This window comes from Kitasatospora sp. NPDC057542 (assembly GCF_042801945.1).
Taxonomy (GTDB): Bacteria; Actinomycetota; Actinomycetes; order Streptomycetales; family Streptomycetaceae; genus Kitasatospora.
The window spans coordinates 16379-31342 of sequence record NZ_JBHVFE010000046.1 but is presented as its reverse complement, the minus strand read 5'-3'; the positions used below and the strand labels follow the sequence as shown (position 1 = coordinate 31342).

General features: G+C 73.0%; 12 protein-coding genes. 1 reads left to right on the top strand and 11 read right to left on the bottom strand.

Annotated elements, in window-relative coordinates; genetic code table 11:
* The 6 genes from ACFU7Y_RS08980 to ACFU7Y_RS08955 form a co-directional block, all read right to left on the bottom strand.
* Positions 1–180, bottom strand: a 180-nt coding sequence (locus tag ACFU7Y_RS08980) for a DUF6519 domain-containing protein (protein ID WP_380767050.1), incomplete at its 3' end; no start/stop codon positions are given.
* A gap of 30 nt (positions 181–210) precedes the next feature.
* The gene (locus tag ACFU7Y_RS08975) at positions 211–2430 is read right to left on the bottom strand and encodes a hypothetical protein (RefSeq protein ID WP_380767048.1); all 2220 of its coding nucleotides are present in this window, start codon (positions 2428–2430) and stop codon (positions 211–213) included.
* A complete protein-coding gene (locus tag ACFU7Y_RS08970; RefSeq protein WP_380767045.1) occupies positions 2427–6206 on the bottom strand; it encodes a putative baseplate assembly protein in 3780 nt (1259 codons plus the stop codon). Before ACFU7Y_RS08970 ends, ACFU7Y_RS08975 begins: the two co-directional genes overlap by 4 nt.
* Positions 6203–9427 (bottom strand): putative baseplate assembly protein, encoded by a 3225-nt coding sequence (locus ACFU7Y_RS08965; protein WP_380767043.1) that lies wholly within the window; start codon positions 9425–9427, stop codon positions 6203–6205. Before ACFU7Y_RS08965 ends, ACFU7Y_RS08970 begins: the two co-directional genes overlap by 4 nt.
* Positions 9424–9882, bottom strand: coding sequence for a GPW/gp25 family protein (locus tag ACFU7Y_RS08960; RefSeq protein ID WP_380767042.1), 459 nt, complete (start codon positions 9880–9882; stop codon positions 9424–9426). The genes ACFU7Y_RS08965 and ACFU7Y_RS08960 overlap by 4 nt, the downstream gene beginning before the upstream one ends.
* Positions 9879–10211 carry a hypothetical protein gene (locus ACFU7Y_RS08955; RefSeq protein WP_224282776.1) on the bottom strand — a complete coding sequence of 111 codons (333 nt, stop codon included), beginning with the start codon at positions 10209–10211 and terminating at the stop codon, positions 9879–9881. Before ACFU7Y_RS08955 ends, ACFU7Y_RS08960 begins: the two co-directional genes overlap by 4 nt.
* A gap of 191 nt (positions 10212–10402) precedes the next feature.
* Here ACFU7Y_RS08955 and ACFU7Y_RS08950 point away from each other — a divergent pair, with 191 nt between their 5' ends.
* Positions 10403–11611 carry an RNA-guided endonuclease TnpB family protein gene (locus ACFU7Y_RS08950; RefSeq protein ID WP_224282782.1) on the top strand — a complete coding sequence of 403 codons (1209 nt, stop codon included), beginning with the start codon at positions 10403–10405 and terminating at the stop codon, positions 11609–11611.
* Positions 11612–11666: 55 nt separating this feature from the next.
* On the opposite strand, the gene ACFU7Y_RS08945 is transcribed toward ACFU7Y_RS08950, so the two are convergent.
* The 5 genes from ACFU7Y_RS08945 to ACFU7Y_RS08925 are packed head-to-tail and all read right to left on the bottom strand — an operon-like array spanning position 11667 to position 14945.
* Positions 11667–12176 carry a phage baseplate assembly protein V gene (locus tag ACFU7Y_RS08945; RefSeq protein ID WP_360262629.1) on the bottom strand — a complete coding sequence of 170 codons (510 nt, stop codon included), beginning with the start codon at positions 12174–12176 and terminating at the stop codon, positions 11667–11669.
* Between the two features lie 22 nt (positions 12177–12198).
* The gene (locus tag ACFU7Y_RS08940) at positions 12199–13356 is read right to left on the bottom strand and encodes a hypothetical protein (protein WP_380767038.1); all 1158 of its coding nucleotides are present in this window, start codon (positions 13354–13356) and stop codon (positions 12199–12201) included.
* A complete protein-coding gene (locus ACFU7Y_RS08935) occupies positions 13349–13702 on the bottom strand; it encodes a hypothetical protein (protein WP_380767037.1) in 354 nt (117 codons plus the stop codon). Before ACFU7Y_RS08935 ends, ACFU7Y_RS08940 begins: the two co-directional genes overlap by 8 nt.
* Entirely contained in the window at positions 13702–14346 is a 645-nt protein-coding gene (locus ACFU7Y_RS08930) for a hypothetical protein (protein WP_380767035.1), read from the bottom strand. The genes ACFU7Y_RS08935 and ACFU7Y_RS08930 overlap by 1 nt, the downstream gene beginning before the upstream one ends.
* Complete coding sequence (locus tag ACFU7Y_RS08925) at positions 14343–14945, bottom strand: hypothetical protein (protein ID WP_380767033.1); 603 nt, start codon at positions 14943–14945, stop codon at positions 14343–14345. The genes ACFU7Y_RS08930 and ACFU7Y_RS08925 overlap by 4 nt, the downstream gene beginning before the upstream one ends.
* Positions 14946–14964 lie beyond the last annotated feature (19 nt).

Genomic DNA, 14964 nt, shown 5'->3' with positions numbered 1-14964 from the left:
CGCCGCGGCCGGTCCGCCGCGGCGGCCGATCAGGTCGGCGGCGAGCGCGCGCAGCTGGTACCGCTCGATCGCGGCCTGCTCGTTGGCGTCGGCGTCGAGCTGGACCCGGCCCTGCTGGGTCAGCACCGCGGAGTAGTGCTTGCCGGGCCGGAAGGTCAGGCGCGAGAAGTCTGCGTGCACGGTTTCCCTTTCGGATTCACTCGGAGCGGGTCAGGAGGCGTGGAAGATCCCGGCGTCGGTGCCGGCCGGGGTGTACTCGGCCAGCCGCGCCCGCAGGTTGTCCTCGCGCTGGGGCTGGAACAGGTTGTGGAAGGCGCCGAGTTCGCAGCGGTCCTCGGCGCCGCGGGTGATCTCCGGCGCGCACCCGGCGGCCAACTGGCCGTAGCCGGGCGTGCCGTACCGCAGGCTGGTGAACAGCGGGCGGACCCGCTCGGCCTCCAGCTCGCGCAGTCGGGCGGCCTGCGCTGGGTCCAGCTCGCCGCGCTCGACCAGCTCGGTCACCGCCGAGCGCACCAGGTCCGGCTGGCACTCGTACCGGCGCGGGGTGCGCGAGCACGGCGGGACGTAGCAGAACCGCAGGCAGCCGAGCGAGCGGCGGGCCACCCGCAGCCGCCCGGTGAACACGCAGTCCTCGGCGATCGGCACCGCGTGGGTGTGCACCTCGCCGACCACGGTGGATCGGTGGGCGTGCAGCAGCGCGTAGGCGTGCTCGCAGTCGGGCCCGGAGAGCGCAGGGCGCTCGGGACCGGTGGCGTCCAGGATGCTGTCGGCGAGGTGGATCTCCAGCGGGTCGGTGTCGACCTCGTCGCCGACGACCTGGATCGTGCCCAGGATGCTGCGCTCGATCTTCACGCAGGCGGTGGTGTGGTCCAGCACGAGGCTGGGCTCCTGCGGCGAGTGCGGTTCGCAGTGCGGCTCCAGCGACCAGCCCGGCACCAGGGTGCAGTGCCGCAGGGTGACGGAGGCCAGCGGTCCGGTGACGTTGACCCCGCGACCGGTGATCAGCAGCCCGTCCAGGACCAGCTGCCCGCCCGGGCAGACGCCCCGGACGTTGAGTGCGTCCGGCCGGTTGCTGTACCAGTCGAGCAGCCGGATCACCGGCCGGGTGCCCTCGGCGGCGCGCAGTTCGAGGCGGTCGTCGGCCGCCAGGTCGAAGTCCACCTGTTCCTGGTAGGCGCCGCTGTGGGTGATCTCGATGACGGCGGCGCCGCCCGCGCTGCCGGACTCCTGGTCGGCGCGCCACTTCTGGTAGGCGTCGTTGATCCGCTCGTACGGCCCGCCGGGGCCGACCCGGTAGACCGTCCGGTGCCGGGCCTCCGGGCGGTCGCGCGGGTACTCCCCGCCGCCGGTGTCGTCGCCGGACGCGTAGTGGTAGTCGACCCAGACGCCGCGGCGCGGGGCGGAGCGGGCGCCGAAGGCGATCCGGCCGAGCAGCGGGTCGACGGCGACCTGCCCGCGCTTGGGCCGGTACGTCCAGTCGCTCAGGTCGGCCACCGTGATCTCGGTGGGCGGGACCGGCTCCTGGGCGCCGTCGCGCCAGATGGCGAAGCTCTTGCCCGGCCCGTAGTAGTCGGCCAGGCGCTCGGCGAGCTGACGGCGCCGGATCGGGGCCGGCACGTTGTCGATCGTCGCGAGGTGGGTGGTCGACGGCTCCGGCTCGGGTTTGGCGACCAGCTGGGCGTCGTTGCCGAGGACCGAGAAGGTGAAGAGGTTCCTGGCCCGGTCGATGCAGTACGCGGGTGCCCGGGTGACCGGGTACGGCTTCAGCCGCCAGACGTACAGGGCGACACCGGCCGGCGTGTAGCCGCCCTGGCGGCGGGTGGAGGCGGCCCGGCGGACGTCGGCGGTATGCGCCTGCCCGTCGAAGGGCCCGCCGAGCAGGTCCAGCTCGGCGCCGCGCCGCACGTCGACCAGCCGGCCCCGGCTCAGCCGCTGACGGTCGGCCGGCTCCTCGTCCGGGCGCAGCAGCCGCACCGGCTGGGTGCCGCCGAGCAGCCGGGAGAGCTCCACCGCCCGGGCCGGCCAGTCGGCGACCGAGGCGGACAGCTCCTCCAGCAGGGCGAGCGTGCCCTTGCGCCGGCGGTTGGCGACGGTGTTCGCGACGTCGTGCCGCGGCGCCAGCCGGGCGGCGAGCCGGTCGCGGGCCGCGGCCCGCTCCGGGGAGGCCCCACCGTTCAGGCCGGTGGCGAGCACCTCCTCGTAGCCGGGCAGGATCCGGTAGCCGACCAGGTCGCCGAGGTAGGCGACGGCCCAGTCGGCGGCGGTCTCCACGAACCAGTCCTGGTAGCCCTGTTCGACGCCGCTGCGGACGACGTCGACCTGCTCGGCGATGACGGCCAACAGGGCGCGCAGCGGCTCGCCCGCCTCGGCGTCCCGCAGCCGGTGCCACTGCGGCAGCAGCTCCACCAGTCCGTCCGGATCACGAGTCATCGGAGCACCTCCTTGAGGATCAACGTGTCGGGCAGGTTCGGTGACAGCAGGGCGAGTTGGGCCGGGCGGATGCCGCGGAACACCGTCACCACGCGGCCGGGCGGCAGCGGCTGGGTGTCGGTGACGGACGGGTTGAGACGCAGCAGCTCGGCGACCGAGATGCCGTTGCGGGCCGCGACCTCGGTAAGGGTCTCCCCTTCGGGGCCCCGCACCCGGTACCGCTGTTCGTCGAAGCGGGCGAGTCGGGCCGGGACGGTCGGCTGCGGCTGGGCGAGCCGCTCGGACAGGTGCTCCAGGCCCTCCGGGGTGAGGCTGCCGGGCACGCCCGTGAAGGCGTCGACCTCGACCCAGTCCACGCCGGGGACGGCCTGGGCGGCGGTGAGCACCTCGGACAGGTGGGCGCTCTGGCCGAGTTGGCGCCCGGCGTAGCCGAGCCGGTCGAGCAGGGCGCGGCGCAGCGCCGGTTCGACCAGGTCCCAGGAGTGGTCCGGGTCGACCTTGACGCTCAGGGCGACGACCAGCAGGACGAGTTCGCGCAGCGCGACCTCGACCGGCAGCTTCGGGTCGCCGTAGGTGGTGAGCGAGGACCGCAGGGTGCGGATCAGGTCGGAGTCGGCGGTGAGCGGGATGTCGTCCACCCCGGCCACCGTGACGTGGACGAGCTCCCGCCTGCCGTCCGAGAGCCGGGTGGCGCTCGCGCGCCCGATGCCGGCCCGGGAGCGGGTGAAGTTCTCGTAGTCGGGCACCGAGACCAGCCGGTCCAGGGCGGTGACGGCGAGCGGGATGTTGCGCCTGGCCAGGCCCGGGCCGTCCGGTCCGGCGCCGCCGGTGGCGGGCAGCGGGTTGACGACGGCGGAGACGCCGAGCGGGCGGGTGGTGAGCTGGGTGATCCGTCCGGCGCCGACGTTGCCGCTCTCGCCGATGCCGATCCGGTAGCGGGCGCGGACGTTCTCCCGGCCGGTGGGCAGGCGTGAACCGTGCACGCCGTCGCCGAAGGTGACGGTGGTGCGGCCGTCGGTCGTGGTCGCGGTGACGTAGACCTGTTCGTCCGGGCCGCGCCCGGCGAGGCTGTCGACCTCGTGCCAGCGCACCCCGTCGACCCGGACCTCCAGGGTGCTGCGCGCGCCCCTGGGGGTGTCGGCGGCGAGCCAGGTGAGCGGCGACTGCCACAGCGTGAAGCGCTGGCCGGGTAGGCCGGCGTCGCCGCTGCCGATGGCCTCGTCGCGGGTGGCGCCCTGGGTGGCGCGGACCACGTTACCGAGGACCTGGACGGTGTCGCGCCGGTAGCGGAAGGCGAGGCGGGCGCTGAGCGTGATGGTGGTGCGGACGGTGTCCCCGGGCAGGCGCGGGTCGACGCTCTGCTCGACGCCGGCGATCATGGCGAGTTCGGTGCCCCGGACCCCGGCGGTGTTCGGGATGTCGGTCCGCTCGCCGCTGACCGCGATCCACCGGCCGGGGGTCAGCCCGTCGTAGAGCCGGGCGAGTTCGATCCGGTCGCCGTGGACCTCCTCGGTGACGGGCTCGTCGGCGAGCCGCAGCGACTCGCCGCGGGCGTAGACGGTGGCGTCCCGGATGTCCGAGAGCTGGGTGTCCTTCTCGTCCAACCACGGCTGCTGCAGGGACAGTTCGGTTACCTTGCCGGTGATGCCGAAGTCGGCGCGGGAGATCACGCGTACGTCGGTCACCCGGGTGATGACCTCGGCGAGGTCGCGGCTGCCCGGGATGCCGCCGTCGATTCCCTTGCGCGGGCGCTGGATGACCACCCAGCTGCCGGGCGCGATCTGGTCGTACACGGCGTCGAGGGTGAGGACCGTGCCGGAGACCGGCTGCAGCTTCGTGGTGAACACCACCTCGACCGCGGGCGGCGACTCGTCGGTGGCGCTGTAGCGGTGGACCCGGACGTTCAGCTCGCCGGACTCGCCGGTCTTCTCCTGGCCCGGGTCGAGCTGGTAGTCGAGCGCGGCGCCGGGCCCGCCGTCGACCTTCACGTGGATGCGGCCGTCGGCCTGCGGGCGGGACACGAAGACGGTGCGCTCGGGCAGCTCGGCCAGGAACTTGGCGCTGACCCCGGCCTCCTGGTCGGGAGCGGGCACGGCGGCGCGCACGGCGGCGGCGTGCGGATTCGGCTGCGGCGCCGGCGGCTCGGTGGTGACCACCTTGACCTGTCCGGGCCCGAAGGGGAAGGTGTGGTCCCACGGCAGCGAGAAGCCGTTGTGCGTCAGGCTGCCGGCCTCGACGTACGTGAAGTCGGCGGTCTTCGGGACGGTGCCGGCGGTGTCGAAGCCGACCCGGACGCCGATCAGCGTGCTGCCGGAGAGCGGCCAGTCCACGTAGCGGTCGATCCGGCCGTCGTTGCCGTAGACAGGCTTGAGTGGCGCGGTGGCGCCGAACGGGGTGGCGACCACCCGCATCGCCTGGATCTCGTGCACGGCGAGCGGCGCCGTCAGGTCGACCCGCCGCCAGGCGGGGTAGAGGCCGTCGCGCAGCCGGGGGTCGAGTGCGGACAGCAGCTGCACGCCGAGGTCCGAGCCGGGCGCGAACAGGCGCCGCGGGTCGCGGGCGAGGTCCCGGGCGCTCAGCGGGGGCCGGGTGGGGGCGGTGCGCAGCGCCGCCAGCACCGAGCCGAGTCCGCGGACGGCCGGGTCGGCGGTGCCGATGCCGGGAGGGTGCGGTCCGGGCTTGTCGGGAGCCTGCGGCGGCTCCAGCTGGTGGGCGCGGTTGCGCAGGCCGGACAGCTCGTCGCCGAGGCGTCCGAACCAGTCGGCCACTGGCTGCTGGGAGCGCGCCAGTTCGGCGGCCTCGGCCGACCGGGCGATCACCGGGGCGAGCCGGTCGGCGAAGTCCGCGGGGGTGCTCAGCGGGCCGGACGGCCGGTCGAGGTCGGCGCGCAGCGGGGCCAGCACCTGGTCGTCGAAGTCCCGGACGATCCGGCTGTGCCCGGGCCTGGGGTTCGGAGCGTTCTCGGAGACGGTGATCCAGTCCGCCAGCTCGGCGCGCAGGTCCTTGAGGGTGCGCAGGTCCCGGGGCAGCCCGATCACCGTGACGTCGTTCTCGCGGTCGAGCCGCACCTCGGGCACCAGCCGCAGCACCCGGTGGACCGGGTCGGCGGCCTTGTCGGCGTTGAACACGAACAGCAGCCGGTCGCCGGGCTTGATGTTGTTGGCGGTGCCGGCGGCGAACAGCTCGGCCCGGCCGCCGGGGTTCAGCTGTCCGGGCGTCAGCTGGTACGGGCGGCGGCGCAGCACCGCCAGTTCGTTCCAGGCGGAGCGGGCGGCGAGGTCCTCGGCGGTCTCGAAGGACTGCGGGTCCTCGCCAGGGCCGGGGACGCTCTGGCTGCGGGCGCCGCGCGGGATGGTCACGGTCGGGTCCTCGGCGGCCCGCGGGTCGTGGTCGAGCGTGTAGGCGAGGTAGGTGTCGGCGGCGACGCCGGGCCGGGGCCGGTGCCCGACCAGCCGGCCGAGCAGGGTGAGCGAGCCCTCCTCGGTGGCGGTGCGCAGGTAGCCCTCGTTGGCGATCCGCTCCGAGTAGAAGGTGAGCACGTCGGCGAGCACGGCCCAGGAGTCCAGCAGCGCGATCGCCGGGTCGTCCGGGGTGCGGACGGTCAGGTCGCGCAGCGCCGGGTAGGCGGGTCCGGACAGCCGGGCGAGCAGGCTGTTGAGGAACTCCCCGTAGCTGCCGACCCGGTAGCCGATGGCGTCCAACCCGGGCGGGTTGAACAGCGGGACCGGCGTCGCGGTGGCGGTGCCCGCGCAGCCGCAGGTGCACTGGCCGCTCATCGGCCACCTCCGATCACGATCGAGAGCCGGCCGTTCTCCGGCCAGTCGGGGTCGTTGTCGCAGCCGGCGATCTCCAGCGCGCCGAGCCGCAGCAGCCCGTCGGCCAGCTCGCCGTCGTCCCGCCCGAACTGCCGCCGCAGCCGGGTGACCCGGGCACTGACCACGCCCGGTACGGCGGCGGCCGCGGCCACCAGCCGGGAGACCCGCACCGGCTCGCCGAAGCCCAGCGCGTCCGGGTGGAAAAAGCCGAGGCGGCCGTCCGGCAAGGCGCGGTTGCCCAGCACCCGCCGCAACTCGGCGAGCACGTGGCCGCGTTGGTAGCCGGGGGCGGCGCAGACCTGCAGTTCGAGGTCGAGCGGCACCACCAGGGCGGGGCGGACGACCAGGTCGTGGCCGATCCGGCGGTACGCCTCCAGGCCGTGTCCGACCGCTTCGAGCAGGGCGGTGTCCGCGGTGGCGTGCCCGTACGGCTCGACGGCGACGTGGACCTCCTGGCCGCTGCCGGTCCAGCGGAGTTCGGCGGCGGCCCGCCGGACGCCCGGCAGGGCAGCGGCCAGCTCCGCGTAGTCGGCGGCGGTGACGGCGCGGAGCCGGGTGCGGCTTAGCGCGAGCGGGGCCAACTGCCGTACCTGGTCGAGCGGTTCAGGATCGGTGCCGCCGCTCGCGGGCATCGGGTTGCGGACCCGGAGCAGCGCGTCCTGCGGAGGTATGGCGGTGCTGCGCCCCCTCAGGTGGGGCGGCTGGTCCTGGCAGACCACCAGGTGGTTGATGGCCTCCGCGCCGACGTTGCCGGCCGTGCCGTTGCCGATCCGGTAGGCGACCCGCAACTCCGCGCCGGGCCGGGGCGGCTGACCGTGCCGCCCGTCGCCGAAGCGCAGCGCGAGGCGGCCGTCGTCCTCCGGCTCGCCGACGAAGTGCCGGTCGCGCGGGCCGTCGGCGAGCAGGTCCCGGCGGGGCGTCCACTCCTGGCCCCCGGCGGTGGCCCGGACGGCCGGCAGTGCGGCACGAGGGTCCTGGACGGCGATCCCGGACGCCGGGCCGGCCAACGCGGGGGAGTCGGGGTCGAGCCCGGAGGCGTACCGCCCGCCCCAGCTCTGCGCCACCTCCCAGACGCCAGGCCGCCGGAGCACCCCGCCGGAGCGGGCCCGGGCGGTGAGCACCTCGAGGCGGCGCAGTTTGGCGGCGAGCAGGCGGGTGCGGCGGGCCAGCAGTTCGCGCAGCCCGGCGGCGGGCCGTTCGGCGAGGTGCAGCTCGTGCACCACCTGGGCCCCGAACAGCAGGGTCAGCTCGGCGAGTTCGGCGCGGGAGAGGGGGCGGCCGCAGTCCGCCCGGTGCCACAGCTCCTCCAGCCACTGGCGGACCCGTTCGGGGATGCCGGCGAGCAGGGCGGCCTGCCGGGCGCAGACGTGAGCCCGGTCGGGGTAGGCGGCCGCCTGGGTCACCGGCGCGTAGCGCAGCACCGGGCGGAAAGGCTGCGGCAGGACGGGGTAACGGGTCTGGTCGAGCAGCGCCTCCAGCGTCGCCGCCTGGGCGTCGGCCGTGGGCGGCTCGACCACGGTGCCCTGGCCGTCCTCGCCCTCCGCGCTCGCGCCCGGCGCGAGCTGGATGCTCAGCCCGGCCCGCCGGACCGCCGCCTCGCCGAGCAGCGCGTACAGCTCGCGGACCTGTTGCGGGCCGAGCTGGCGGCCGGTCCTGGTCCGGTCGAGCAGTTCGTGGATCGCCTCCGCCGCGGGGCTGCCCCCGGTGCGGTCCGCGCAGCCGGATCCGTCCGGCCCGCAGGGCGCCACCCGGACCGGCTCCGGCGGCACCGCGAAGGTCTCCGGGGCTCCGCCGCAGAAGGTGAGCGAGCGGCCGTGGTCAACCAGGACGACGTTGCCGCGGGCGACGCTCACGTCGGTGATCGGGCCACAGTCGCTCCCGCCGCGTGCGGACAGGCAGACCGGGAAGGAGAGGGCGTCCTCCGGCGCCCACTCGACCTCGACCACGGGCTGCTGGTACAGCTCGTCGACCAGGCGGGTGACCGAGGTGAGCCGGACGGCCTGGCGGTGCGCGGGGTCGGCGTCGGCGGCGGCGCCGGTGCGCGGGCCGAGCACCTCCTCGACGACCAGCAGGTCGCCGGGGCGCAGCGCCAGGTGCCGGGTGCGGTCCTCGGGCCGGTCGGCCTGGTGCCAGTCGTCGCGCAGGGTGGCGGAGGTCGCGCCCTTCGACAGGACGCAGTCCTGGTTGCCCCAGGTCCAGAACCGGATGGTGTTGTGCTCGGGGCGCAGCACCAGGTCCGTTCCGCCGAGCGGCTCGAACACCTCGACCGCCGCGGTCCGGGTGAGCGCGTCCAGTTGCTCGTCGGGGATCACCGTGGACAGCTCCGGGCGTTCCTGCGGGCCGAGCCGGCTGACGTCGACGGCGGCGAAGCGGAAGCTGCCGGGGTGGAGGGTGAGCGGGCGGTCCGTCGCCAGGGCGACGAACGCCCGGGCGTTGCAGCCGTCGTGCACGGCGTAGTCGATCAGCCGGACGTGCCGGCGCACCGACACCCGGCGGCGGGCGGTGTCGAGGTACGCCTCGGTGGCCACCGCGTCCTGCTGGTAGGAGAGCTGGTCGGCGGTGTGGGCGAGCAGTTCGACCAGCGTGATGCCGAGGTCGGGCAGGTGCCGCTCGGTCCAGCCGGGGGTGGTCAGGCTCATCCGGTCCAGCACGAGCCGGCGCAGGCTCTCGTAGTCGCGGGTGGTGTAGTCGATGACGGCGGACGCCGGGGCGGCGGGCGGGCAGCTCTCCTCGGTGCGGCAGTCGTAGGGGGAGGGGCAGTCGGCGCCGAAGGCGAACCCGGTGCTCGCGTACCTCGGGTCGAAGCCCGGGTACGGCCGGGTGCCCGGCCGGCCGTAGGCGTCCGCCTCGACCACGGCCAGCCGGTAGCGGGAGGTGTCGCCGACCCGGTCGAGGGTGACGTGCATCCGGTCGTCCAGCTCCGGGTCGTCCGCGCGCTCGATCTCGACCGCGAGGGCGCGCAGTCCGGTGATCCGGCGGCCGCCGTCGACGCGGATGTTCTCCGGGCCGAGCTCACTCGGCGCCCGGCCGAGGAAGGTCACCGTCAGCGTGCGTCCGTCGTCCTCCGGCTCGGCGCCGTCCAGGCCCAGCAGGTGCGCCGCGCGCACGTCGGCGCGCCGCAGCTCCGTCCCGCACTGTTCCGTCCCGCACCGGGCCGTCGGTTCCTCGGATCGCCCGGTCATGCCGCCACCCCGCCCTCGAACACGTCCTGCCGCTGCGTACCGGTCCGGCGGACCACGTAGGCCAGCTCGACCCGCACCACGTTGTCCTCGCTCTCCACGTCGAGCCCGTCGACCTCGATGACGTCGCCCAGCCACCGCTGCAGCGCCGCCTGGACGGACAGCTGCAGGGTGGCCGCCAGCTCCGGGCTGTTCGGCGCGAAGACCAGGTCGAGCAGCCCGCAGCCGAAGTCCGGGTGCATGACCCGCTCGCCGGGGCTGGTGAACAGCAACTGCTCGATCAGGTCGCGCACATGGTCGTCGTACGCCGCCTCGGCGGTGCGCCCGCGGCTGTCGATCCGGAACGGGAACGCGAGGTCCGTCCGGGCCGGACCGTGCAGCGGAGCCGTCGGGTCGGCGCCGGGCCCGGGCTGCTGTGCGGCGTGCGCACCCCTGGTGTTCATGGGCCCGGTGTTCATACGCCCTCCGCCCGCTGCTGGACGACGGTCACGACCGGCGGCCCCTGCGGGACCTGCTCGGCGCTCTGGCACAGCCCGATGGCGGACTGCGGCAGCGCGGGGGAGCCGTTTACCCGGATCCGGGCGGACGGCAGCACCCAGCGCACCGTCACACAGGGCTGCGGCTTGCCGGCCACGTTGAACGGGCAGCCGGTCACGGTGTACGGGTCGGCCGTACTGGTGACGGCCTGGCCGGCGACCAGCACCCGCGCCTGGGCGGGCCGGACCGTCGCCTGGGCGCCGTGCGGGCAGGTCACCGTCGCATTGACGTGCAGCAGATTTCCGGTCATCGGATACCTCCGTGGATACCCCTGGCTTCAGCCGGGGGTGGGGTACCTCCCGCTTGCGGGGGGAGAAACGGAACTCCTGCGGAGCAGGGCAAGGAGCTGCGATTCGCCGCGAGGCGGACCGCGGTGCCCTGACTTGCAGATTTGGTCTTTACCAAAGGTGGCATTAGTTTGCGAGCGTGACGGCCATTCAGATGAAGCGGGCTTTCAAGTTCCGCTTCTACCCGACCGATGCGCAGGCGGCTGAGCTGTCCCGCACGTTCGGGTGTGTGCGGCTCGTGTACAACAAGGCGCTGGCCGCCCGCTCCGAGGCGTGGACGACGCGTCAGGAGCGGGTGAACTACAACGCCACGTCGGCGATGCTGACCGAGTGGAAGAGGACCGAGGAGCTGGCGTTCCTCTCCGAGGTCTCCTCCGTTCCGTTGCAGCAGGCCCTTCGGCATCTGCAGGGGGCATTCTCCAACTTCTGGAACAAGCGGGCGAAGTACCCGACGTTCAAGTCGAAGAAGAAGTCCCGTAAGTCCGCCGAGTACACCACCAGCGCGTTCCGCTACCGCGACGGCCGGCTCACGCTGGCGAAGATGACCGAGCCGCTGATGATCGTGTGGTCGAGGCCGCTGCCCGAAGGGCAGTCGCCGTCCACGGTGACCGTGTCCCAGGACGCGGCCGGGCGCTGGTTCGTCTCTCTGCTGTGCGATGACCGGCCAGCGATGCCGGATGCCCAGGCCGGTTCGGCCGTCGGTATTGACGTGGGTGTCACGTCGCTGGTGACGCTCTCCACCGGGGAGAAGATCACCAACCCGAGGCACGAACGCGCCGACCGTGAGCGCCTGGCCAGGGCCCAGCGGGAGCTGTCCCGCAAGGCCAAGGGATCGAACAACCGTGAGAAGGCCCGTAGGAAGGTCGCCCGCGTCCACGCGAGGATCGCTGACCGGCGCAGGGACTTCCTGCACAAGCTCACTACTCGACTCGTCCGTGAAAATCAAACGGTCGTGATCGAGGACCTGACGGTCCGCAACATGCTCAAGAATCGTAAGCTCGCCCGCGCCATCGGCGACGCTTCGTGGACCGAGCTGCGGACCATGCTGGAGTACAAGGCCCAGTGGTACGGCCGGGACCTGGTGACCATCGACCGGTGGTTCCCCAGTTCCAGGCTGTGCTCGGCCTGCGGAACCATCCGCACCAAGATGCCCCTGAACGTCCGCGAATGGACGTGCGACTGCGGAGCAGTCCACGACCGGGACGTGAACGCGGCACGCAACATCCTGGCCGCCGGACTGGCGGTTGCAGCCTGTGGAGACGGTGTAAGACCTCAACGGAGCACTCCGGGCGGGCAGTCGTCGATGAAGCAGGAAGTCGTCCCACCGCCGCGCTCACGCGCAGCGGCTCAGCCGCGAGACTGAGGGGAACCCCCTCCCTTTCAGGAGGGGGAGGAAGTCAAGACGTTCTCCCCCCCCGTCAGGTCACGCTCAGGGCGTCCTGGTTGATGGAAACGGTGGCGCCGACGAGCGAGATCGAGGCGCCCTGGCCGTTGCTGATCTGGATGCCCGAGTCGTTGATCACGATCGAGGCCCCGCTCGGGGTGCGGAGCGTGATCCCCGTGGTCGGGTCGTCGGACAGGACGATCACCCGCCGCCCGGTGGTCTCCAGCACCGTGTTCGGCGCCCCCGGCGGGCCGGTCGTCGCCTCCACCGGGACCTCCGAGGCGGAGCCGTACCAGCAGCCCGTCCAGATCGGGTAGCTCTGGTCGCCCTGCTCGAACTCCACCCACACGCCCGCCCCGACCGGCGGGACCGCGTAGTGCCCCATGCCCGGACCGGCCACCGGGAAGCAGGGCATCGCCCAGGTCGACACGGCCTCGCCCAGCACGTCGGGCACCTGGGCCTGGATGCGGCCGATCCCGAGCGGGTCGGCGTTGTTCACCACCGTCCCCCGGAACTTGCCGAGGTAGCGGGTCGGTTCGGCCATGCGGGCAACTCCTGCTGCAGCGTTAGGGGATGACGGTCGGCTGGAGGGCGATCAGGCCCTCGCGGGTCAGCGTGAAGTTCTGGGTGTACGAGCCGCGCTTGAGGTTGTGGGTGACGCTCTTGACGAAGTACAGGCCGTCGTAGGTGAGCCCGGCGCCGCGGACGCCGACCAGCTCGCGCGGCCGCAGCACGTGCCCGTACCGGACGACGTCGAGCTGGCCGGAGCCGGAGACGGCGTCCGCCGACTGCATCGCCTTGGCGATGGTCTCGGCGACGGCCTGGCTGGTGTCCTTCTTGGCGGTGTCGGCGATGACCTTCTTCTTCAGCGCCGGCGCGGGTTTGAGCGCCAGCGGCGGGCGCAGGATGCTGACCTCCGGTACCGGCAGGACGGAGGACACCTTGGTCGCCGGGAGCTGGATGCGGGCCTCCGGCTCCTCGCGGGCCGTGCCGTCGAAGGCGAACGTCAGCTGGTCGACGTTGGACAGCGCGTCCATGTTCACGTTCAGCGCGTGCTGCGGGACGCCGAGCCGGTTCTCCGGCCCCCAGTAGGCGCGGCTCATCCCGGGGACCGGGCCCGGGTCGAGGTAGAACACGTAGCCGTTGGCCTTCGCCAGCTCGCTGACGTACCCGAGGTCGGTGCCCTTCTGGAAGTCGATCCGCCGGGTGGGCATCGGCGTCTGCGGCACCAGCTCGGGGACGACCAGCGGCAGGATGCCGTACTGCCCGTACTTGCCGATGATCGCGGTGACCCGGGCCGCCGGGGACATCGCCGGGAAGGGCACCCCGGCCTGCTCCTCCAGGTCCATCAGCACGGTCAGGTCCTCGCCGGTGACGGTGAGCGTGGACTGGCCGGGCTGGTTGCTGATGCCCACCTCCTGACGGATGATCACACCGTCTATCAGCACGGTCGGGGTGCCCGTCACGGTCACCATCAGCACGACCCTGGTCTTCGGGTCGAAGAAGCCGCCCGGCAGCAGCGCGGTGTTGATCAGACCGTGCTTCGACAGGTCGAAGGCGAGCTGGAACCCACTGCGCTGCCCGGACGCCACCGTGACCTGCGCCGACAGCAGGGCGTCCGTCACCGGCTGCGGCACCGGCACCGGGATCTGCGGACCCATCAGCAGGCTGAGGTGGATCGACCCGACCGGCCCGCCTCCCGTGACGGCCGAGAGGTCAGGCATTGCCCACCCCCGGCACCGCGCCGGGCAGCGCGATGGTGATCCGCCGACCCGGCGTCGCAATCAACTCCCGCGGATCGACCACCGGGTTGGCGTCGGCGATCCGCCACCACTGGTCGGCGCTGCCGAGGTAGCGGTTCGCGAGCAGGTCGAGGCGGTCGCCGGCGCTCACGGTGTGCTCGGCCAGCGGGGTCAGACCGTCCGCGCTCGGCAGCAACCTCCGCTGCAGGTACGGCACCTGCCGCCTGTCCGGCGTCGTGTGCAAGGCCACCGGGACGCCGTGGTACCGGCTGGTCAGCGGGTATGGCGAGGGCGCGGGCAGCCCGTTCAGTGGGTCGTCGACAGTCATCAGAACCCCCCTCCGAGGCCGAGCGCACTCAGCCGGCCACCGGCCGCAGTGCCGACCAGCCGCTCCTTCTGCGCCAGATGCGCCAGGTACAGCTCCGCCCCGCGGTGCCCGGTCGGCAGATCACTGACGGTCAGGACCCGCAGACCGATCGCGACGGCGGCCCTGATCGGATTCAGGTCGATGTCGAACGCCTCCTCGGTGATGGTGAGTTCGGTCAGCCGCACCGGCAGGATCCGCTTGCCACCCCAGGTGAAGAGGGTCAGCGGGGCCTCGATCGGAGTGATTTCGAGAGTGCCCAGCGCGGCCAGCGCCTGATTGGCCAGCAGCTGCGCACTGGTCGGCTGCACCAGCAACTCCAGCGTCGCCAGCTGCGGATGGATCCCGTTCGGCGACGGCACCTCCAACTGGTCGGTGGCGTCCAGCTCCGCGGTGAACTTCCACGTCTCGACGGCCGGCCCCTTCAGCCGCAACGCCTCCGTCCGGTCCCCGCTCCCGTCCGCCCCCGCCACCTGCGGCGCCAACGACCGCTCCAGGCTGTCCGGATTGAACTGCAGCACGATGACCCGCTGCGGCGTCCCCCGCTGCGGATCCACGATGACCAGCCCGGACCGTACGGGCCTGGGGACATCGCTGAAACCGGTCACGCGTCCCCTCCTTCCCTGTCGGAGTCCTTCTCCTGGGAGGCCCGGCGGTCGCGCTCCGCGATGACGGCGCGAGCCTGGTCCCGGACCTTCTCCTCCGGGTCGTGTTCCCGGAGGAACACGAACAGGGGATGGAGTTCCTCCCAGTCGACCCGCCCGGCGCAGAAGACGGCGATCCGTCGGACTAGCGGCTCGGGATCGTTCATCGACCAGCGGAACAGGGCGAACATGTCCGGGTCGAACGGGCCGTAACAATGGACGGAAAGCATCCGCAGGGCGTTCATGAGGGCGACGCCGTCCCGGGTGCTGTCGAACAGCTCCGTCATGGTCTCGTTGTCGTGCACGTCGATTCGCCTGCGGACGAATTCGACGGTCGGTTCCCGGTCCAGGCCCGCGATCAGGAAGTAGCGGACCTGAAGGAGATCGTCCTCGATCCAGTAGACGGCCGCACCGCGGTCGGGCGTCAGCCAGATCTTTTGGAAGGGGGAGCCGTTGCTGCTCTCACTCGTCGAGTGGAGATCCCAACCGGCTTCTTCCGCGAGCCTGTCGACCTCGGCACGACCGAGTACGTCCTTGGGTACGAGCCGCACGAACAGGGTCAACGGAACTCCTTCATCGCAG